Origin of the sequence: Alteromonas sp. Cnat2-8, from assembly GCF_022348355.1 — a bacterium.
In the GTDB taxonomy this organism is placed as follows: Bacteria; Pseudomonadota; Gammaproteobacteria; order Enterobacterales; family Alteromonadaceae; genus Alteromonas; species Alteromonas macleodii.
Genome location: NZ_JAKREX010000001.1, coordinates 82,968 through 103,960 on the forward strand (window position 1 = coordinate 82,968; position 20,993 = coordinate 103,960).

Genomic DNA, 20,993 nt, shown 5'->3' on the forward strand with positions numbered 1-20,993 from the left:
GTTGTAGGGTTGACGCTTATGTTTCGCATAAAAAAAGGCTGACAATCAATGTCAGCCTCTTTGTTATCAATATGTATGTTGTACCGCGAACACTACATTTTTTCTAGTGTTTCGATGCCAAGTAGGGTTAATCCTTGCTCTAGCGTCTTGGCAACCAGAGCTGACAACGCTAGACGGCTATCGCGTACAGCTGGCTCAATACCGGCTTTTAACATCGGGCATGCTTCGTAGAATGACATAAACGCTGAAGCCACATCATAGAGGTAAGTACACAGTACATGAGGCGTGGCTTCACGAGATACTGTACCAATCACCTCTTCAAACTGCACAAGTAATACAGCTAGCGCGTGCTCTTGTTTCTCAGCAATATTGATATCTACTGGCATGGTGGCCATATCCACACCCGCTTTTCTGAACAAGCTTTTCACACGGGTATAAGCATACTGAAGGTAAGGCGCCGTGTTACCTTCAAAGCTTAGCATGGAGTCCCAGTTAAACATGTAATCAGTTGTGCGGTTTTTAGATAGGTCAGCGTATTTCACAGCGCCAATACCCACCTTGTGAGCGACTTCTTTAAGCTCGTCTTCGCTTAAATCGTTGTCGCGCTCGGCGATAAGTTTGCCCGCACGCTCAACGGCTTCATCAAGCAATTCGACCAGTTTAACTGTACCGCCAGTACGCGTTTTAAATGGCTTACCGTCACTGCCTAGCATCATTCCAAATGGGCAATGCTCGTAAGTTTGCTCTTCTTTCATAAAGCCCGCTTTACGGCCCACAATTTCAGTTTGCTTGAAGTGCAGTGCCTGACGCGCGTCAGTAAGAATCAGCGTACGGTCAGCGTTTAACTTGCCGCTGCGATAGCGCATTGCCGCAAGGTCTGTCGTTGCGTATAAATAGCCGCCACCCGACTTTTGAACGATGTAAACCGCAGGGTTACCTTCTTTATCAGCAAGCTCAGGTATAAATACTACCTGCGCACCTTGGTCTTCTACTGCAAGGCCTTTCGCTTTAAGGTCACTGATTACGTTGGCTAAATCGTCGTTGTAAGCCGACTCACCCATAATATCTTTACGGGTCAGGCTTACGTTTAGCTTGTCGTACACTTCTTCTGAGTGAGCAATAGACACGTCAATGAACTTTTCCCATAGCGCCAGACACTGAGCGTCACCACCCTGCAGCTTCACTACGTATTCACGGGCGCGGTCGGCAAAACCTTCTTCTTCGTCAAAGCGTACTTTGGCTTCGCGGTAAAAGTCTTCAAGATCAGAGAGCGCAGTTTCAGCCACTTCATCTTGTAGCTTGTCTGAAAGGTGCGCAAGCAACATGCCAAACTGTGTGCCCCAGTCGCCCATGTGATTTTGACGAATAACGTTGTGGCCCAAGAACTCAAGCACTTTAACCACAGCATCGCCGATGATAGTAGTACGCAGGTGGCCCACGTGCATTTCTTTGGCCAGGTTAGGCGATGAGTAATCAACAACAATGTTTTGTTCTTTTGACTTAGCAATACCTAAACGTGGGTCGGTTAGCGACAACTCACACTGATTAGACAGCCATTCGTCATTTAAATGAACGTTGATAAAACCAGGGCCCGCCACTTCTAGCTTGCTGGCAATATCGTCGAGCTTTACAGTCTCAACAATTTTCTCTGCAATATCGCGCGGCTTTTGCTTAAGCTGCTTGGCTAGCGCCATCGCGCCGTTAAACTGATATTCACCAAATTCAGGTCGAGCGCTGCGCGAAACTGGCACTGGCGCATTTTCTACGCCCATTTCTTGTAGAGCTTCAGTGAAACGGTTAACTAATAGTGCATGTATATTCATAATATATTGTGTCTTTGTTTAATCTTTATTAGCTTAATTTTCGCGCGTGTTCTTGAACTGAATATCAGGGTAGCGCTCTTGCGCTAGCTGTAAATTCACCATAGTAGGTGCGATGTACGTCAAGTTATCGCCGCCATCTAGTGCAAGGTTTTGCTCACCTTTACGGCGGAATTCATCAAGCTTCTTCTCATTGTCAGAGTAAACCCAGCGGGCAGTGCTCACGTTAATATGCTCATAAAGCGCGTCTACGTTGTATTCGGCTTTCAAGCGAGCGACAACTACGTCAAACTGAAGCACACCTACTGCGCCCACAATCAAATCGTTGTTGGCAAGCGGTCTAAACACCTGTACCGCCCCTTCCTCAGAAAGCTGGATCAGCCCTTTCAGCAGTTGCTTTTGCTTAAGCGGATCTTTCAAGCGGATGCGTTTAAATAGCTCAGGCGCAAAGTTTGGAATACCCGTAAAGCGGTAGTTATCGCCTGACGTGAAGGTGTCCCCTATGCGAATGGTACCGTGGTTGTGCAAGCCGATGATATCGCCGGCATAGGCTTCTTCTAGCAATGAACGGTCACCAGCCAAGAAGGTTAATGCATCAGAAATACGCACATCTTTACCTAAACGGCTGTTGCGCATTTTCATGCCTTTTTCGTACTTGCCCGACACAATACGACAAAACGCGATGCGGTCACGGTGTTTCGGGTCCATGTTGGCCTGAATTTTAAATACGAAGCCACTGAACTTACCATCGGTACTTTCGATAGTCCCCTCTTCGGTTTCGCGTCCAAGTGGCGCAGGTGCCCACTCAACCAAACCGTCAAGCATATGATCAACACCGAAGTTACCTAATGCTGTACCGAAAAATACTGGCGTTAACTGGCCTTCCAAGAAAAGCTCTTGTTCAAATTCGTTAGATGCTCCGCGTACAAGCTCAAGCTCGTCACGCAAGGTTTCAGCGAGGTCACTTCCTACTGCAGTATCTAACTCAGGGTTATCTAACCCTTTGATGATGCGCACGTCTTGGATAGTGTGACCCTGGCCGCTTTGATACAAAATAGTTTCGTCGCGGTGAAGGTGATATACACCTTTAAAGCTCTTACCACAGCCAATTGGCCAAGTAATTGGTGCACACAGGATATCAAGCTCGGTTTCTACTTCATCGAGCAGTTCCATAGGATCGCGAATATCACGGTCAAGCTTGTTCATGAAAGTCACAATCGGCGTATCGCGCAAACGGGTGACTTCCATAAGTTTACGGGTTCGGTCTTCTACACCTTTCGCTGCGTCGATAACCATAAGGCATGAGTCAACGGCCGTCAGTGTACGATAGGTATCTTCAGAAAAGTCTTCGTGCCCCGGAGTATCCAGCAGGTTTACTAAGTGATCGCTATATGGAAACTGCATGACCGAGGTGGTTACCGAGATACCACGCTCTTTTTCCATTTCCATCCAGTCAGATTTAGCATGCTGACCTGACTTTTTACCTTTTACGGTACCGGCAGTTTGCAGGGCGCGTCCGAATAACAATACTTTTTCGGTAATCGTGGTTTTACCCGCATCCGGGTGCGATATGATTGCGAACGTACGTCGCTTTTTAATCTCTTCTAGAAGCTTCTTATCTGACATCAATACTTATCTTCGTTATCTATTATCCCTGTAAATCAATTACTTACAGGCGCGTTTCATAACGGATAAGCAATGCTTTTCCGCGCAAATTCAGTATTGCGGTAAAACGCTTGATACGGCTTGGTAATTAATTGCGCGGATTTTAGCATTTTACTGCACGTAACAGTAGAGCGAAATTACATACTCCCTACCGCTTAATTTGCTATGCGACCACTCACTGCTTTTTTTCATGCATACACACTTTCACATCGTTAACCTATTTCAAACATTGTTGTACACACCGTTTACAACACAAGTGACAGACCCTTTTTATAAACCCTATTTATAAAAATAAGGACAACGCCCTGTGATATTGTTTCTAATTTGCGTAGCCGCGCTTATTGCTGGCTACTTTATATATGGCGCCTTTGTTGAGAAGGTATTTGGCGTCACACCAGCACGCCCCACTCCTGCACATAGCCAAAAAGACGGCGTAGACTTTGTTCCCATGTCTACACCGAAGGTGTATCTCGTTCAGCTTCTGAACATTGCTGGCGTAGGCCCTATATTTGGTCCTATTATGGGTGCACTATATGGCCCAGCTGCCATGCTTTGGATTGTATTAGGGTGCATTTTTGCCGGCGCTGTTCACGACTATTTCTCAGGCATGCTGTCAGTTCGCAACAATGGCGAATCTGTGCCTAGCTTATCTGGCCGTTATTTGGGCCGAGGCGCTAAGCACTTTATGAACTTGTTCGCTATTGTGCTGCTTCTACTGGTAGGTGTAGTTTTTGTCTCAGCGCCCGCAGGCATGATCACAAATCTCGTTAATGATCAGACATCATGGCATGTTGAAGTTGGCACTATGGTCGCCATTATTTTTGCCTACTATATTTTGGCTACCATTGTTCCCGTAGATAAAATTATTGGTCGTTTTTATCCGTTTTTCGGAGCCCTTCTTATTTTCATGTCGGTGGGATTATTAGCCGCGGCCAGCTATTCTGACCAGCACTCGATACTTAGCCAATTCACGGCAAGTGATATGCTGACGAATTTAAATCCTAACGATATGCCTCTTTGGCCAGCGCTCTTTATCACTATCGCTTGTGGCGCTATCTCTGGATTTCATGCCACCCAGTCCCCGCTTATGGCTCGCTGTATGGAGAACGAGAAGAACGGACGTTTTGTGTTTTTTGGTGCAATGATAGGTGAAGGTGTGATTGCCCTTATCTGGTGTGCCATTGCCCTTTCTTACTTCGACAATTTAGAAGGACTATCAGCAGCTATTACCAATGGTGGCCCTGGAAACGTTGTCTATGCCTCATCATTCGGTCTTTTAGGTGTTGTTGGTGGCGTACTGGCTTTTCTTGGCGTGGTTATTCTTCCTATTACGTCTGGCGACACCGCATTTCGCTCAAGTCGTCTTATCATGGCCGAGTACTTTAACGTTGAACAAAAAGGTATACGTAACCGCTTGTTCATGGCCGCCCCATTGTTTGTGCTTGGCGGTATTCTTACCCAAGTCGATTTCGGCGTAATTTGGCGCTACTTCGGATTTGCCAACCAAGCAACAGCCGTCATGATGCTGTGGACCGCGTCTGCATACTTACTAAGACATAATAAACTGCACTGGATAACTACGGTACCAGCAATATTTATGACGGCCGTTTGCGTTACCTTTATTCTAAACAACGACACCTTGGGTTTCGGTATGGCGATGAATGTATCGACAACCATCGGGCTTATCGCATCGCTAATCACCACGGTTTACGTCATTCGAATTTCCAAGGGGAAAGGTGAAGCGCCGCTTGAGCCATCATCTGTGAATGTTGAAAAACCTTCCCAACCGGTAGACGCGTAACTACCTACACTAAACACGTGTAATATGATGAGCCGCCCTTTATATAGGGCGGCTATTTATTTTGTACTTTTGACATGGGTTATAATGAGGCTCATTTTTAATCGGCGGTAATATTGGCAAGCATGGAACTCATACTTTTGCTACTTCAACAAATGTGTGTGTATCTTGTGCTCGCATATATGCTGAGTAAAACACCGCTTTTTCTTCCTATTCTCAGCATTTCTTCTCATCGCAAACACCGGTACTTGGTGTATGTAGTTTTTTCTTCCTTTTGTATTCTGGGCACGTATTTTGGTCTGCAAATAGACGACGCCATTGCCAATACCAGAGCCATTGGGGCAGTTATAGGAGGATTACTAGGCGGTCCAGTAGTTGGGTTTGCCGTAGGATTGACCGGCGGCCTCCATCGTTATTCATTGGGTGGTTTTACTGATGTTGCCTGCGCTATTTCCACCACGCTGGAAGGTCTTATTGGCGGCCTCATGCACGTTTACTATGTTCGCCAGAACAAAAGTCTAGATCTTTTCAACCCATGGAAAGTTGGTGTCATTACCTTCATAGCAGAGTTGTTTCAGATGGCTATACTGCTTACCGTTGCCGAGCCTTTTGAAAAGTCTTACGCACTGGTCAGCGCTATAGCCGCACCTATGGTCATTGCAAATTCTGTGGGGGCCGCACTTTTTATCAGTATCTTATCTGACAAAAAAACGATTTTTGAAAAGTACTCTGCCACTTTTTCACGACGTGCACTATCCATAGCAGATCGCTCAGTGGGCGTGCTCACATCTGGATTCACCCCAGTTAATGCAGAAAAAGTAGCACGTATTATCTATGAAGAAACGAATGTGGGTGCGGTAGCGATTACTGATAAAGAAAAGATTCTGGCGTTTATCGGAACGGGTGCCGATCATCACCTACCAAACACCCCCATATCGTCATCAAGTACGATGGAGTCACTGAACAATAACAAAATAGTCCATTTAGATGGCGCTGAGCGCCCTTATCAGTGCACATTAAACAAAAGTTGTCCGCTGGGTTCAGTGTTGATTATTCCACTTCACTCAGGCTCTGAGGTGGTAGGTACCATTAAGCTTTACGAACCCAAACGGAAGTTTATGTCGACGGTTACCCTGTCAATGGCAGAAGGTATCGCTCAATTACTGTCAAGTCAGATTGTTTACGGCGCGTATCAGCAGCAAAAAGATCTGCTCTCACAGTCTGAAATCAAGCTGCTGCATGCACAGGTCAACCCTCATTTCCTATTTAACGCGCTCAATACGATTAGCGCTATTATTCGTCGCGATCCCAAAAGGGCCAGAGAGCTCGTGCTAAGCTTGTCACGCTTTTTTAGAATAAACTTAAAGCAAAACACCGCGGTGGTGACACTAAAAGAAGAGATTGACCACGTTAATGCTTATCTGGCAATCGAGAAGGCGCGTTTTGCCGAACGCCTACAGGTTACCATCAAGTGTGACGATGCTGCCATGTCAGCGCTTCTACCAAGTTTTACGTTACAGCCACTGGTTGAGAACGCGGTTAAACACGGTATCGCCCAACGAATAGAGGGTGGGCATTTAACTTTGAATGTACGATGTACAACAGATAACCACATTCACATTCTCGTTGAAGATAATGCTGGCTTGTACAAACCTACAAAAAAACAACACGCAGGTTTAGGGATGGATATTGTAGATAAACGGCTTATTCATCAGTTTGGTCAACGAGCAGGCCTGGTGATCGAGTGTCGAACTAACCAGTTCACTCGGATGTCCTTTTCCATTCCACACACTCACTATCATTCTCATCAGGGCTAACAATGACTAAGAACTCAGCATTTCGCGCGCTTGTTATTGACGATGAACCGCTCGCCAGAGAGGAGCTTTGCCAGTTACTCAACGAAACCAATGAAGTACAAGTCTTAGGTGAGGCCGCGAACGCCATAGAGGGGTTGGCATTAATTAAACAACACCGTCCGGATGTTATATTTCTTGATATAGAAATGCCCCAGCTCTCTGGACTCGATATGCTGGCTATGCTTGATTTAGACACCATGCCTTATGTTGTGCTGGTCACCGCATTTGAACAGTATGCCCTTCAGGCATTTGAAGATAACGCGTTTGATTACTTGCTCAAACCTGTGGAACCAGAGCGGCTTGATAAAACACTTGCCAGGCTTAAAAAGAGAACTCAGCCCCAAACTGACATTGACGCTATTGCCTCCCCCACGTTAGTACATATTCCTTGCGTAGGTCATCAGCGCATATTACTGCTACCCGAATCTGATATTCATTTTGCTTACAGCGATGTGGCGGGCGTACATGTTAGATCGCTAGAACAACAAGCAGACACGCAGCTCACATTGAAAACCTTAGAAGAGAGAACCGCGCTTGTTCGATGTCACCGTCAATACTTGGTGAGGTTATCATGCGTTGCGGAAATTAAACTCCTGGATAATGGCCTTGCTACGCTTCTAATGAAGACGGGAGATTCAGTTCCCGTGAGCCGTCGATATCTCAAAAAGCTAAAGTCGTTATTAACGCTTTAATCACTCCACAAAGGCTGCATTAACTTAAAATGGACTGAGAGAGTATGCCTGATTTTCGGGCACCGTAAGGCAAATTTCCCCATTTTCCTGCTCAATGGAGAGCCTTCCCCCCGTTCAATTCACGCTCAACTTGCAAAATCTCTTTCTCATCTCAATGCCATTTACTTAGCATGCTAAACAAATAAAATAGTTAGCATGCTAATTAAATTAACGGTTTTTACATGTCATTTTCAGAACCTATGCCACTTCAACTTATTGCGCTTTTTGCCCGCACTGCGCAAAAGTGCAGAAGAACTGTCACTGAATCGGTCGCTCATCTCGATCTTACAGAGTCAAGATGGCGCGTAATGATTCATATGTCATTACTTGGTGAGGGCTGTACGCAACAGATGGTGGCTGAAAGCTTGGAAATAGAAATGCCTAGCTTAACTCGCACAATTAAACAGCTCGAAACTACCGGGTTAATCAAACGCGTTACAGATACTAACGACAAACGAAGTCGCTTACTTTACTTCACAGATATGGGCAAAGGTCGAATGAATGATATCGAAAGTACATTGATGGCGCTGCGAGATGAAGTGTACGCAGGAGTATCTGAAGAAGAGTTACGCATTATGGCTAAATGTGTTCAAAAAATTGAAGTTAATGCCGCAAAATTATTGGAGTCACTTAAGTGAGTCAACGAACACCAGATCAGGAATTTGCTAGTTATATAAAGCTGGCTTTAGTCGCTTTTGCCATCTGTTTTATCTACTTTATTATTGCAGATATACGCATGCCAATGACACCACAGGCGAGAGTCTATCATCAGGTCACGCAAATCTCTCCTCAGATAAATGGGCCGATAAACGAGGTGCTTGTCAAAAATAACCAAACCGTCAAGGAAGGGCAGGTTTTATTTGTTATAGATGAGACACCTTACCTAATTGCCCTTGAAAAGGCGCAAATTGATTTGGCAAATGTGGAGTTAGAGAATGCTCAGATAGATGCGAAAGCGGAAGCGATTAGAGCCAAAATAGACGCTGCATCGGCGGTTTACGACGAACGCAACAGTGAATTTCAACGACTCAATTCCTTAGTTCAAACTAAAGCGGTATCTCAACAAAACGTGGACAAAGCGTACGCGCAACTTAAAAGCGCTGAAGCTGAAATTAGTGCGCTTGAAGCCGATCTAAACCAGCAAGTTGTTGCAAGAGGTGAGCAAGGTGACAAAAACCTAAAATATCTAGAAGCGGTAAATGCGGTTAAACGGGCAGAGTTGAACTTAGCCTATACCAAAATTAAAGCACCGCATGACGGCATAATGGCAAACATGCAGGTAACTCAAGGCACTTATGCTAAACAAAGTACGCCCCTTGCCTCAGTTGTCGATAACACGCTAGATGTGGTTGCAGATTTTCGAGAGAAATCACTCGCCAATGTAAGAGAAGGCATTCGCGCTAACGTCGTTTTTGATGCACTACCGGGTAAAGTATTTGAAGCTAAAGTGGAAGAATTTGAAGCTGGTGTAAGCGACGGCCAACTTGCCGCTAACGGCACCCTTGCAAGCGTTGAAAAGTCGAATCGATGGGTACGAGATGCACAGCGCCAACGTGTCCACATTAAGCTTGTAGAACAAGAAATATCGTTAAGCCACCTCACCAGTGGCGCTCGCGCTACCGTGCAGATAGTTCCAGACAACCCTATTGAAAGTGTGGCAGCGAACATTCAAATTCACTTTATAAGCCTGCTGCACTTCATTTACTAGACTTAAATTATGGATTCACAGCTAAGTAAAAATGATGTCCAGCAGATGCTTAGGATCGCCTCCGGCGCCACGTTGGGCTTTGCTATATCGAAAGCGCTGGATTGGCCTAATCCGATATTTTTTACCTTGTACCCTATTTTGTTGCTTGGACTGGTAGCCGTTTTAAATGGTCACATTATTCGACAATTTCTTGCCGCAACTATCTTTCCGGCGGCGGCTGTTTTAGTGGTATACGGCTTGTTCGGAAGCCACCCATTGCTGATCACGCCGCTAATCGCCATCACTTTCGCTTTTCTGTTTTGGCAAATGAGTAAAGGTACGCTGTATTTATTCGGTGCGTTTTCCCTTGTAGGACTTTCGCTGCAGCTACACTTTGCCAGCTACAGCAGCGATGGAATAGATATCTACGCATTAGTGATATCAAACATCGGTGCAATTCTGTTGGCATTGATAATTGCATTCGCTTTGCATATTGTTTTTCCCGATGAGGAGCCGCGCACGCCTTTACCCAAAGCGGCAAAAGATAAAGCAAGTATTCGCCACGAAGTCATATTATGCACCACTGTCGCCACGCTATCGTTTGCTGTATTTCAAACCTTCGACTTAGTAGATTCGATATCAGCACAAGCAGCAAGTGTATTGATTCTTTTTCCACTGTGTTGGAAAGGAGCCACATTGAGTGGCTGGCAGCGAGCGCTGGGCACGCTAATTGGATGTAATCTTGCCCTGCTCGCCCAGCTCATTTTGCTCAACTACAGTGACACGTTGTTTTTCGCAAGTTTCAGCTTATGGATATTGGTATTTTTCATCAGCCGCCAGCATGTGCTTAGCGGTGGTGGTGCTGGCACGGGCTTTGGCGTACTTACCACGTTTGGCATTTTGTACGGCCAGTCACTCTCTCCACAACAGGATATTATTTATAGTGCGCTGTATCGCTTTTCATCGGTAGTCGTAGCTATTGCACTTAGCCTGTGCGTTATTTATGTCGTACACAGTCTACTTAACAAATTCCAGCCTACACGACACCACACGTTTACTTAAAAGGCCCGTAGTTATAACGCTTACTGGTTAAAATTTGTGGACGAAAAGTTGATTTGCTACTTCTAGGGCCTGTTGACCTTGAAATGTACTGACCCAATAAAAAAGGCTTCGACGATATCGTCGAAGCCTTTAGGCGAGCAGAGGAAGCCCTTTAGATCGCTAAGGATAGAGAAGGACCTTAATCATTCCGGCTTTATGAAACCGCAACCACTGCCTTTCGCTTGTCTTCTTTTGAAAATTGCAGCGCGTTGTTCAAATTATCGAATTCAAACACGTTAGGTATTTCGACAACCAACGTTTGCGCAGCAACTTGCTCAAGTAGAGCCTCACCGTCTTTCACCAAACGCTGCCACTGTGACAAATCGCCATAATCATGCAGCGCACCTAGCGCTATCTCATGATAAGAAATAGTACGCGTAAAAGGCGCATCAACAGGCACTTCAATACGACCTAGAATACTCACTACGTGACCATTAGCTTCAAGAAGCGGTACAAGTGACGCCGCATAGTCTGGCCCGTTCGCGTCGAAAAGTGCGTAAAATGTTTGTCCTTCAGGTTTACCGCGATGGATGGCTTTTACGCCCATCTCATCGGCTTGCTCTTGCGAAAAGCTCCCTGAGATAACATGTACATTAAAACCGGCCTGAGAAAGCATTTGCGCCAGCAATTTGTTAACGGCGCCCATACCGCTGACTAACACGTCAGCCCCTTTTCGGACCGGCACTTTACTAAACGCTTGCCAGGCAGTAAGCATTGGACATGGCAACGCAGCAGCTAGTGCAAAATCAACGCTTTCCGGCACGACCATTACACGGCTAGCATACACTTCACTATGATCGGCAAAGCTTCCGTTTTCACCTAGGCTATGATGGTAAGCCACACGCTTACCCAATAGACTTTTATCAACGCCCTCACCTACAGCGACAACAACACCCGCACCGTCCACACCGGGAATATGCCCTTTTTCCCAGTCGCGCGGGTTATCATCGATAAACTTCCAGTCAACTGGGTTAATGCCAATAGCATAGTTGCGCACGACAATACGCCCTGCCTTCGGTTCAGAAAATTCGCGCACCTGCTTTACCAGTGATGCGCCAGCTTGTTCAAATTGCCAAACGTTAGCTTGCATAAAAGCTCCTTAACACAGTGATTTTTCCGATTAGTCCCACGCAGGTGAAAAATCTGGGTTAGCTTGACGGTCGCCACAATCTAGCGCGTCAATCTTTGCGATATCGTCGGCGCCTAAGGTAAGTTCAAGCGCTTTGAAATTGGTTTCCAGATTCTTGCGCTTAGTCGACGATGGAATAGTGACTAAACCATGGGCCAACTCCCAGGCTACCACTACCTCAGCAGTGCTCACGCCGTGCTTATCTGCAATTGCAATGATGGTCTCGTCTTTTAGCACTTTGCCAACAGCAAACGGCATATATCCTGTTACTGTGATACCGTGTTTCTCACACGCTGCACGCACTTTTTCATTAGTAAGATAAGGGTGTACCTCTACCTGATTCGTGGAAATAACGCCCTCGCCCAAGATACTCACCGCTTCTTCAATTTGTGCCACGGTAAAGTTAGAAATACCAATTTCTTTTGTGAGTCCCAGTTCCTTAACGCGCAGCAATTCACCTAGGTACTCTTCCATGCTTTCGCCGTTTTCCGGTGACGGCCAATGAATAAGTAGCAGGTCAACGTACGACAGTTGAAGCTTTTCCAAACTCTCTTTTACGCTATCCACAAAGCTTGCTTTATTCAGCTTGTCATTCCACACCTTGGTGGTGACGTAAAGGTCTTCACGTGCAACAAGATTGTTTGCAATAGCGTCTTTAATAGCGCGACCTACCGCTTCTTCATTGCCGTAAATTTGCGCCGTATCAATGTGACGGAAACCCACTTCAAGTGCCATTGTCACGCTGTTATAGGCTTCATCGTCTTTTAAGCGAAACGTGCCTAAACCTAGCGAAGGAATTTTAGATTGTGACTGATTTACATTCGGCATGATGCCTCCTTGTTGGTTCCGTTATTTATGAAAGTGAGGTAATACATTGTCAGCAATGCGCTGCATCGCGACTTCTACTGGTTGCATATTACGTCTGAAGTGCAGGCCAATATGATCAACCCCCGCTTCTTTCATTGCATTGAGTTCTTTGATAAGCCCATTTACACCAGTTTCAACCCCGAACCGGTGGCGTTTTATGGGCGCTTCATCGTCTTCAACCAAATTAAGATGAATAAAGCTAACGTACGGCTTGTTGCCCGCGACATTTCGCCATAGTTCTACGCGCTTTACATGCTCGTTCGGTGTACCTGGATACGCCAGCCAACCGTCCATATTTTCTCCAACCCACTGAGGGCTTTGCTGAGCGAGCCCTGCAACGTACAATGGCGGCATTGTTGAACGCGGTAACAGCGACATGCCAGGCTTAAGGGAATTCTCACCGTGCTTTACAATTTCCAGTGACTGCCTGAAGTGCTCGCCGCGACTGTCAAAATCGACATCGAACAACGGATACTCAACGGGTCTATCCCCACTGGCTACACCGAGTATAAGGCGGTCGTTACTTAGCTGCTGCACCGTTGCTGCCGCCTTTTTGACAAGCCATGGCTGCCTAAGAGGTAAAACAACGGCGGCTGTGCCTAATAGAATATTGTCTGTGATACCTGCTAAATAGCCCAGGTAAGTGAAGGTTTCGAAAACCTGAGCCGCATCACCAAAGCTAGGGTCATAAACTGGCACATCTCGTACCCACGCTGCTTTAAACCCTAGTTTGTCGGCTAGTTGAATACGGCTGTGATGCTCGGTCATATCAGGTACGCCGAATGGCGTACCTTTTGTGGCGTCGAAATGCGCCCAGTCGTTATCTAGCGGAAGCTCTACACCTATTGAGAACGTGTGTTGTGCAAGCTTATCAAAGGTATTTGTCGTCATTATGACCTCCCTACGCGCTCGTTGTGTTATTCGCCGTATTCGCAGTACTGAGTGCGCGCTTGTCTAAGTAGCCGCTGTAACGCGTAACAAGTAACGCTGCAACAGAAATAATTGCACCAATCCACGCGGTATCAGATAACTGCATGCCGTCTACAATTGCACCGCCCAGAATTGAACCCACTGCTATGCCAATGTTAAATGCCGCGATATTTAAACCTGAAGCGACATCAACAGCATTAGGGGTAAACTTCTCTGCTAATTGAACAACGTACACCTGAAGTCCTGGAACATTGCCAAAGGCAAAGGCGCCCCACACTAAAACGGTGACCACTGCGGCAACTTTACTGCCCATGGTAAACGTCAGGGCAAACAAGATGACTGCAAGGGCTGAAAAGATGATAGTTAACGCGCGGATTGGGCCTTTTTTGTCAGCAAGCTTGCCGCCATAAATATTGCCTACCGCGACAGATACACCGTAAACCAGCATAATTAAGCTGATGGCTGAGGGCGCAAACCCCGCCTCTTCCTGCAATATAGGAGCGAGATAGGTGAATGCCGTAAATGTGCCGCCATAGCCCAATATCGTCATTAGATACACTAATACCAGACGAGGCTGAACCAACACCTTCATTTGTTCACTCAAGGTGGCCGGTTTACTTTGTTTAAGGTTGTTCGGTACCAGCAACGCACTGCCTATTAGCGCAAGTGTGCCAAGCGCGGAAACCACAAGGAAGGTTGCTCTCCAACCGAAGTTTTGACCAATCCAGGTACCCAAAGGTACGCCAGTAACCAAGGCTACGGTTAAGCCCGTAAACATAATGGCAATAGCACTGGCTTCTTTTTCTTTCGCCACTAGCCCTGTAGCAATAGTTGACCCTATGGAAAAGAACACACCGTGCGCTAAGCCTGTCAAAATGCGAGCTAATATTAAGCTCTCGTAGCTAGGCGCTTGCCAAGCAAGAATATTACCAGCCACAAATAGCGCCATTAAGCTAAGCAGAACATGCTTTCTATTCCACTTACCCGTAAGGGCGGTAAGAACCGGTGCGCCAACGGCAACACCAACGGCGTACAAGCTTACCAGTAAGCCTGCGCTTGGTAACGTAACGCCAAGATCAGTAGCAATGGTGGGGACAAGCCCCACTATCACGAACTCTGTTGTGCCAATAGCAAACGCACTTAACGTTAACGCAAATAATGCAATAGGCATTTCAATTATCCTCAAAAAGTAATTAACGAGATGGCTTGATTAACAACGCCACCATTGGCTTCTAGAACGAACAACTACACCGTTTTTTGAAAGCCATTAATAAAGTGCGTACAGTTTGACGATAAATTTATTTGCAAAAAACAGCACTAATGACAAAATACTTTTGCGATATTTGAAAATATAAGGTGTGCGATGCCAGTCTCATCAAAAACTGAAGATTTAGAAGCGTTCCTAACCGTTGTGGATACAGGTAGTTTTTCCAGTGCTGCCAATCTACTCAATCAGCAGGTCGCAAAAGTGAGTAGAGCAGTTACTCGTCTTGAAGATGGCTTAGATGTAACTCTATTGAATCGCACTACCAGAAGGCTGGAATTAACAGAAGAAGGGGAGCTTTTCCTGCAATATGCCAGAGACGGGCTAAATATATTAGAAAAAGGTGAAGAGGCATTACGGCTATTAAAGCGCGCTCCTTCTGGAAAACTTCGGGTTGATGCTGCGAGCCCGTTTGTGTTCCACCAGCTAGCGCCGTTAGTGGGTGAATTTCGAGAAGCATTTCCTGACATAACACTCGATATCACCAGTCACGACAGCATTATCGACCTGTTGGAACATAAAACCGATATCGCAATACGTATTGGTGATTTAAGCGACTCTAACTTGCACGCTAGACGTTTAGGAAAAAGTAAGCTGCATATTGTGGCAAGCCCACAGTATCTTGAAAAATATCCCATATCTGAAGGTGAGGATGGAATTAGCACGCTAAACAAACACAAACTGATTGGCTTTAGCGACTCACCAAGTCTAAATAAATGGCCGCTCAAGCAAGATATTAACTTGCAGTACAGTCTTCGTGCGTCAAGCGGCGAAACTATTCGCCAGCTGTGCTTGGCGGGTCAAGGTATCGCGTTACTTTCTCACTTTATGGTACACAAAGATATCAGTGCAGGCTCGCTGGTAGCGCTATTTCGCGACGATATCGTCAGTCCAAACCGCAGAGAGTCGGTACAAGCGGTATACTATAAAAATAGTGCAGTATCGTCTCGTATCTCTGCGTTTTTAGATTTTATACAGCCTCGACTAACTCTTTAACTTACCTTTATTTCGCGTGGCCTTTACCTAATATCTTTTTAAGTGTGCTTTGAGGAAGGCCATTTACTATTAGCGCGGCTATCATCAATATTGCACCGGCCATAACCATAGGCAGCAGCGTTTCTTTAAGCAATATCACAGAGCTTACATAACCCACTATCGGCGTGAGTGTACTAATAAGAACAATTTTATCTGGGGGTAATTTAGGCCCCGCCGCTACCATGAGGCCAAAACCGAGACCCGTTGCCACTGGCCCAATGTACGCCAATAGTAACCAATCGCTTATATCGTAAGCCCCAAAATTAGGTGTTGGTTCAACTATCAGTGCAATAGCAAGCATGGCGAAACCTGCGATGGTAAACTGCCAGAAGACAGCTTCAATGACGCTTCCCTTCCACTTATGAAAAGACACTCTTCGAATAGCGACCGCCCACAATGCAGATGCCAGCAACATACCAAAGAGCGGTAGCCATGCGCCCGGTTGTCCCGAAGCAAATAAAATCATTGCACAGCCAATGGTAGATATACCGGTTAGAATTAATCGCTTAGAAGGCGGACGTTGCCGATACCATAGCGTGTCGATAAGCAGCATCCAAAGCGGTGTAGTGTAAATAAGAATACTGGCCGTGCCGGCAGGAATAAACTGCAGTGAGACAGTAATAAGCCCCATTGATAGGATAAACTGGAAAAAGGCAACGACAAACACCACCGAGCGATCTTTACGATTGAGCACCGGTAAACGTTTTTTGGTGATAAGTACAAACAGCGCGAGTACCGGAAGGCTTAACAAGAAGCGCAAGCACACCATCCATACAGGCCCTACAATCTCAAGCCCTAATTTCATGCCTGGCCAGTTAAGTCCTAAACACAACACCGCAACCAAAAGCATTTTAATGCCTTTTGATTGCTCTTTTTCCGCCACCGATGATGAAGACATGCGTTTTAAAAAATCCAATTACACGAACTGCGTTAAGAGAAGTTTCTACCGCCTGGTAAGCTGAATGTAGGCGGAGAATTTTGAGGGCGCAAATATAAGTGAATTAGCAAGGGATTAAAACCTTCCTGACCGTGCAAAGACGCCAATTTATCGACCAAATGGTCAACTTTTTAAAACCTTGTGGAAACTTTGCTATACGGGTGGTTAATCACTGATAAACACTATGACCTACAGGTACAATGCAACAGACAGCAGCTTCCGCTCCCCTTTTTCTATTTTGCTTACGCTGTGCATGTACTTATCTGGCCGAAAAAAGTAAATGCGGTTAAAGAGATTAAAGATGACTTTCTCTGCCCAAAATTGACCGCCGCGCTTCGGCTTTTTTAGTACTACATTAAATTTAAAGTAACGCCCGCTGCCCATAGGGTCATTATGTTCTAACACGCTATGACCCTCTTTGTAGGTAACCACATTTATAGCAAATCGTTTTGATGAGATTAAAGCCTTGTTGAGCACTTTAGCCATGCTATTTCTACCTTGATTGATGGGGACGTGTTCTAATTTAAACACGCACGGCTATGGTCTTGAAGCGTATGCTGAGTTCAGATAATGCTTTGATATACGCGAAACGTATATGCCTAGGATTACAAACACTAGGCTAAGGTGGGATTTGTCCACTTCATGATTTTAGCGTTTTCTTTTTGTGCGCTGTTTCCATTACTCTTGTCATAACCGTCATTATTACTTTTTACGGTGTAATAGTTTTTGCGGGTTTCTATATGCTCGAACCCCGAGCTCTCATAAAGCGCAATAGCAGTATGGTTACTTTCACGCACTTCTAGCCACATTTCACGCATTGCATTTTTTACCGATGTCTCAATGACAAAATCAACTAAAGCGCGACCTACACCCTTGCCTCTTGCGCCACTGTCTACCGCAATATCCATCAGCGTAGCTTCATCAACGACCTCAAGCATGATGGCATAGCCAACAATCTTGTCATTTTCAAAGGCAAACACCCCGTAATAGGGTTTCGTGAAACAGTCTGCGAAGGTACTTAGTTTCCAAGGCGACACTTGTGCCTCTTGATGGATAGCATGCGCAAGTTCAATGTGCTCGTTAAAGCCTTGTGGCGGTACGATTGTTAACTTCATCGACGCGACTACTGTCCGTTAGCGGAGTGGTTTAATTCGCGTGCTGCGCTGATAAGCTGCGCCCACAGCTCCCGTTTTTGCACAGCTGTGAGTTTTAGCGGTGTGGCTGGCAATATAATGGCCGTTTCGGTTACCGATAGCGTACGGCCAATCATTATGGTGCTAGCCCACTGTGAAGGTATACCCAATTGAACACAGGCTAGCTGCATGTCCTTCAGCCATTGCTGTGATTTAGCTTTCTGTTCGGCACTTAACGGGATACCTTCAGGCGATACCGGCCCTTTTGCGCCAATAGACTTTGTTAAAGACTCTTGCGAGGTAACCGCATTGTCGAAAGACGGCGAAATGTTGTGTGACTGTGAAGCACCTGTTTCGGTTTGCCCTGCTTTCCCGTCATTGTGCGACCCGCCGGGTGTGGAAAGTTTTGCTGCCCCGCCGTCTTTAGGCTTAGCCTTATCTTTCGCGCTACTGCCAACATTTGCCCGCAACTGAGCAAGCCGTGATTGCTTTTCTTCTTGAGATATTGGCGTTGAAGGCGGCTTATTGGTTTGAGCGTTTTGGCTGTAGGGTAACTGTGTCGATGAACTATTTGTACTGCCGACGTTGCGTTGTGCTGCATTGGCGTTGTTTTGTTTCGCTTGGTCTTCCTGCTTTAGCTCAGCGTAGGCGTCTTTGGTGATCCAAACAGGGATCCCCATTTCCTGTAAAACCGCCTGCTGATATGAAGTAAGAGACATTGCGTAAAGACACCTAACGTGAATAGTTCATTATATTTGTTTAGTTTACTAAAGTTGCAGGCTTGGTTGAATAACTATCGCGTTCTTTTGCTTGGATTGTACTTGCTCTTTAATGCTCAAGCGTTAATTCATAAGCGTTGATTCTTAAGTATTATTCGCGAATTTATAATGCCTAGCCCTTGGTATAAGAGGAAATAAAACAGCTGCAGAAAATTAAGCACTAGCAACAGAAACCAAAAAAATTTAAGAAGAATTTAACAAAGAAACGATATAGGATTTGAACGTAAACGTTCACAAGAAGAGAAAGTGGCAGGGGTGGAGGGACTCGAACCCCCAACCATCGGTTTTGGAGACCGCTGTTCTACCAATTCGAACTACACCCCTAGCGCGCTGTGCATTATACGGATGACATTAAAAAGGTAAAGCCTTTTTATCACTACCATGCACTGCATGCTTAATTAACACGCAATGCGCTGTTTTTTCAATCGAATAACACCAAATAGCCTTTATCCATCACCTGTGTTTTGTCTTATTGCCCGCTTTTAAACCGACTTCTATGCAGCGTCACTTTTAAATGCGGAGCAGTTTATGACAATTAGACCTTATTGGCGTTAAGCGCAGCAAACCACAGGTCATTAGTGATAGCGACAATCTCGGTGTGCAGATCAAATTTCGCTATCGCGTCGTGCTCATCGATGTTCATTAGCTTGGCGTAATGCTTAACGAGCTCTCTACTTTCATTGATTTCAAGTTTATTGATAAGGCAGCAACTTGCTAAATCGAAGTAGCGGTTTCCCATGGCGGCATATTCCCAATCAATAATTTTGAGTGAGTTATCTGCGCTCAGTAATAAGTGATTAGTTAGCAAGTCATTATGACATAACACATAGTCGTCATCGTCTTGTTCACTTTTTATTACTTGTTTCCGCAATGATTGGGCTTTTAGATAAAGCTCACTGCTCATATCGAGCTGTGCAACATTAATATAATGCTGCCATCTTGATGCTAAATCTAATGGCCTAGCGGTAATGGGCAAAGAATGAATACGAGCGAGGGTGTTGGCCAGCTCAAGCATCGAAAGCGTCGCACTGTCACTGTGCTCTAGCCACTGCTCAACCCAGATGGTTTCATCATCGCTTAACCATATAGGTTGCGGCGCTACTCCCAACCTATAAAGCTGTTGCTGCAAAGCAAATTGGTGCGCACGATTAACCCCACTAAAGTCATCATCGCCCATCCATTTCACCGCTAAGTCGACAGGGTTATGATCCGATTTTGGTTGCCCACTACTTTGAAGGTTATTTGCAATCAAGGGTAACTGACTATCTGCGAGCTCTTGAACGCGGTAAACGTGATTTACCGCTCCAGCAGGGTGTGACAAAATTTTCGCACTGTCACTAAGATTAAGCGCCTTTTGCAGCGTGGCGATGATATCCAACCTGTTCACCTTGTTTTTTATATTGTACTAGCCACTGGTAATACCCAAATACCGCAAAACCAACGTAGCCTAAGAACAGGCAAGCAGATAATGCATAACCCACTTGCAGGTATAAGTATGCGGACGCTAAATTGATGAAAAACCAATAAACCCAGTTTTGCAGGATTTTATGCGCCACCATAAATGTTGTGACTACACTCAATAAATTAATGCTCGCATCTAATAGTAGGTACTCACTATTGAACTGTGAGCCTGCCACCTCAGACAGAACCCAAGCGAGCAATAACATACTCGGCACAATGAGCAAATGAGCCCAGAACGGCCAATGAAGCACTGGCTTAACATCGCCATCTTCCGCCCCTTTCGACCACTGATAATAACCGTATCCCGCCATTATCATATAAAAGAAGTTAAGCGCAGACTGAAATGGCAAAGTCACCTGCCAAAATAGCCAGGTGTAAATTGCGGTACTCACAAAAGCGCACAGCCAACACCAGCTGTTCTGTTTTGCGGCTAACAGCACATAGGCAATAGCGAGGACAACCGCTACCCACTCTAAAAGCGAAGTAGCGGCAATTTGTGAGGTAAACTCAGAAAAAAAGTTAGCCATTAAGATGATTTTCTAGATTGCATGGCATCAAAGTTTAAAAACTTAGCAACGAAAATAGCCTGCCCCACTTCTTCATGGGTCCTTTGCATTTCTTCGCCAAGTACTTTCATAACCACGCCATAGTCACCTGTAACCTGCGTGCTGGTTGAGCTTGTTGAAACTGCAATATCACTATAGCTATTTAACCTATCAATGAAATCTTGAATAGGTGGAATGTATTCGTTAACCAATGGGTACAACGACAGTTCAACCATAACTTGCATGTCTGTTTCC

20 protein-coding genes and 1 tRNA gene are annotated in these 20,993 nt (G+C 45.5%); 7 read left to right on the top strand and 14 right to left on the bottom strand.

Annotation, left to right across the window (positions count from 1 at the left end; genetic code table 11):
• Positions 1 to 92: 92 nt before the first annotated feature.
• Both argS and prfC read right to left on the bottom strand, forming a co-directional pair.
• Complete coding sequence (gene argS, locus MHN00_RS00355; protein WP_239218376.1) at positions 93 to 1,823, bottom strand: arginine--tRNA ligase; 1,731 nt, start codon at positions 1,821 to 1,823, stop codon at positions 93 to 95.
• Positions 1,824 to 1,856: 33 nt separating this feature from the next.
• Entirely contained in the window at positions 1,857 to 3,446 is a 1,590-nt protein-coding gene (prfC, locus tag MHN00_RS00360) for a peptide chain release factor 3 (RefSeq protein WP_014948726.1), read from the bottom strand.
• 346 nt (positions 3,447 to 3,792) lie between these two features.
• On the opposite strand from prfC, the gene MHN00_RS00365 reads away from it, so the two are divergent.
• The 6 genes from MHN00_RS00365 (at position 3,793) to MHN00_RS00390 (ending at position 10,619) form a co-directional block, all read left to right on the top strand.
• A complete protein-coding gene (locus MHN00_RS00365; RefSeq protein ID WP_014948725.1) occupies positions 3,793 to 5,286 on the top strand; it encodes a carbon starvation protein A in 1,494 nt (497 codons plus the stop codon).
• A 122-nt stretch (positions 5,287 to 5,408) separates the two neighbouring features.
• A complete protein-coding gene (locus tag MHN00_RS00370; protein WP_239299830.1) occupies positions 5,409 to 7,100 on the top strand; it encodes a sensor histidine kinase in 1,692 nt (563 codons plus the stop codon).
• A 2-nt stretch (positions 7,101 to 7,102) separates the two neighbouring features.
• Positions 7,103 to 7,831 carry a two-component system response regulator BtsR gene (gene btsR / locus MHN00_RS00375; protein ID WP_239299832.1) on the top strand — a complete coding sequence of 243 codons (729 nt, stop codon included), beginning with the start codon at positions 7,103 to 7,105 and terminating at the stop codon, positions 7,829 to 7,831.
• 221 nt (positions 7,832 to 8,052) lie between these two features.
• Positions 8,053 to 8,508 (top strand): MarR family transcriptional regulator, encoded by a 456-nt coding sequence (locus tag MHN00_RS00380; protein ID WP_014948722.1) that lies wholly within the window; start codon positions 8,053 to 8,055, stop codon positions 8,506 to 8,508.
• The gene (locus MHN00_RS00385) at positions 8,505 to 9,578 is read left to right on the top strand and encodes an HlyD family secretion protein (protein ID WP_239299834.1); all 1,074 of its coding nucleotides are present in this window, start codon (positions 8,505 to 8,507) and stop codon (positions 9,576 to 9,578) included. Before MHN00_RS00380 ends, MHN00_RS00385 begins: the two co-directional genes overlap by 4 nt.
• 9 nt (positions 9,579 to 9,587) lie before the next feature.
• On the top strand, positions 9,588 to 10,619 hold the full coding sequence (locus tag MHN00_RS00390; RefSeq protein ID WP_020743114.1) for a DUF2955 domain-containing protein: 1,032 nt from the start codon (positions 9,588 to 9,590) through the stop codon (positions 10,617 to 10,619).
• A 193-nt stretch (positions 10,620 to 10,812) separates the two neighbouring features.
• Here the strand turns inward: MHN00_RS00390 and MHN00_RS00395 are convergent, their stop codons facing one another.
• The 4 genes from MHN00_RS00395 to MHN00_RS00410 are packed head-to-tail and all read right to left on the bottom strand — an operon-like array spanning position 10,813 to position 14,755.
• Positions 10,813 to 11,748: an alcohol dehydrogenase catalytic domain-containing protein gene (locus tag MHN00_RS00395; RefSeq protein WP_239299836.1), complete on the bottom strand. Its 936-nt coding sequence runs from the start codon at positions 11,746 to 11,748 to the stop codon at positions 10,813 to 10,815.
• A gap of 30 nt (positions 11,749 to 11,778) precedes the next feature.
• Complete coding sequence (gene dkgB, locus MHN00_RS00400) at positions 11,779 to 12,615, bottom strand: 2,5-didehydrogluconate reductase DkgB (RefSeq protein ID WP_239299838.1); 837 nt, start codon at positions 12,613 to 12,615, stop codon at positions 11,779 to 11,781.
• A gap of 21 nt (positions 12,616 to 12,636) precedes the next feature.
• Positions 12,637 to 13,545 carry a TIGR03571 family LLM class oxidoreductase gene (locus MHN00_RS00405; RefSeq protein WP_239299841.1) on the bottom strand — a complete coding sequence of 303 codons (909 nt, stop codon included), beginning with the start codon at positions 13,543 to 13,545 and terminating at the stop codon, positions 12,637 to 12,639.
• A gap of 10 nt (positions 13,546 to 13,555) precedes the next feature.
• Positions 13,556 to 14,755, bottom strand: coding sequence for an MFS transporter (locus MHN00_RS00410; protein ID WP_239299845.1), 1,200 nt, complete (start codon positions 14,753 to 14,755; stop codon positions 13,556 to 13,558).
• 192 nt (positions 14,756 to 14,947) lie between these two features.
• Between MHN00_RS00410 and MHN00_RS00415 the strand changes: the two genes are divergently transcribed.
• On the top strand, positions 14,948 to 15,844 hold the full coding sequence (locus MHN00_RS00415) for a LysR family transcriptional regulator (protein ID WP_014948715.1): 897 nt from the start codon (positions 14,948 to 14,950) through the stop codon (positions 15,842 to 15,844).
• Between the two features lie 7 nt (positions 15,845 to 15,851).
• Here the strand turns inward: MHN00_RS00415 and MHN00_RS00420 are convergent, their stop codons facing one another.
• From MHN00_RS00420 to MHN00_RS00455, 8 genes are all read right to left on the bottom strand, one after another.
• Positions 15,852 to 16,781: a DMT family transporter gene (locus tag MHN00_RS00420; protein WP_014948714.1), complete on the bottom strand. Its 930-nt coding sequence runs from the start codon at positions 16,779 to 16,781 to the stop codon at positions 15,852 to 15,854.
• 228 nt (positions 16,782 to 17,009) lie between these two features.
• Positions 17,010 to 17,306, bottom strand: coding sequence for a hypothetical protein (locus MHN00_RS00425; RefSeq protein WP_014975948.1), 297 nt, complete (start codon positions 17,304 to 17,306; stop codon positions 17,010 to 17,012).
• Positions 17,307 to 17,434: 128 nt separating this feature from the next.
• Entirely contained in the window at positions 17,435 to 17,935 is a 501-nt protein-coding gene (rimI, locus tag MHN00_RS00430) for a ribosomal protein S18-alanine N-acetyltransferase (protein WP_239299848.1), read from the bottom strand.
• A gap of 8 nt (positions 17,936 to 17,943) precedes the next feature.
• Positions 17,944 to 18,672 carry an alanine acetyltransferase gene (locus MHN00_RS00435; RefSeq protein WP_239299851.1) on the bottom strand — a complete coding sequence of 243 codons (729 nt, stop codon included), beginning with the start codon at positions 18,670 to 18,672 and terminating at the stop codon, positions 17,944 to 17,946.
• 307 nt (positions 18,673 to 18,979) lie between these two features.
• Positions 18,980 to 19,056 (bottom strand) — tRNA-Trp (locus tag MHN00_RS00440).
• Between the two features lie 211 nt (positions 19,057 to 19,267).
• Entirely contained in the window at positions 19,268 to 20,110 is an 843-nt protein-coding gene (locus tag MHN00_RS00445) for a phosphotransferase (protein ID WP_239299853.1), read from the bottom strand.
• The gene (gene pnuC / locus MHN00_RS00450) at positions 20,076 to 20,720 is read right to left on the bottom strand and encodes a nicotinamide riboside transporter PnuC (RefSeq protein WP_039226441.1); all 645 of its coding nucleotides are present in this window, start codon (positions 20,718 to 20,720) and stop codon (positions 20,076 to 20,078) included. The genes MHN00_RS00445 and pnuC overlap by 35 nt, the downstream gene beginning before the upstream one ends.
• Complete coding sequence (locus MHN00_RS00455; RefSeq protein ID WP_014948708.1) at positions 20,720 to 20,983, bottom strand: hypothetical protein; 264 nt, start codon at positions 20,981 to 20,983, stop codon at positions 20,720 to 20,722. Before MHN00_RS00455 ends, pnuC begins: the two co-directional genes overlap by 1 nt.
• Between the last annotated feature and the right edge of the window lie 10 nt (positions 20,984 to 20,993).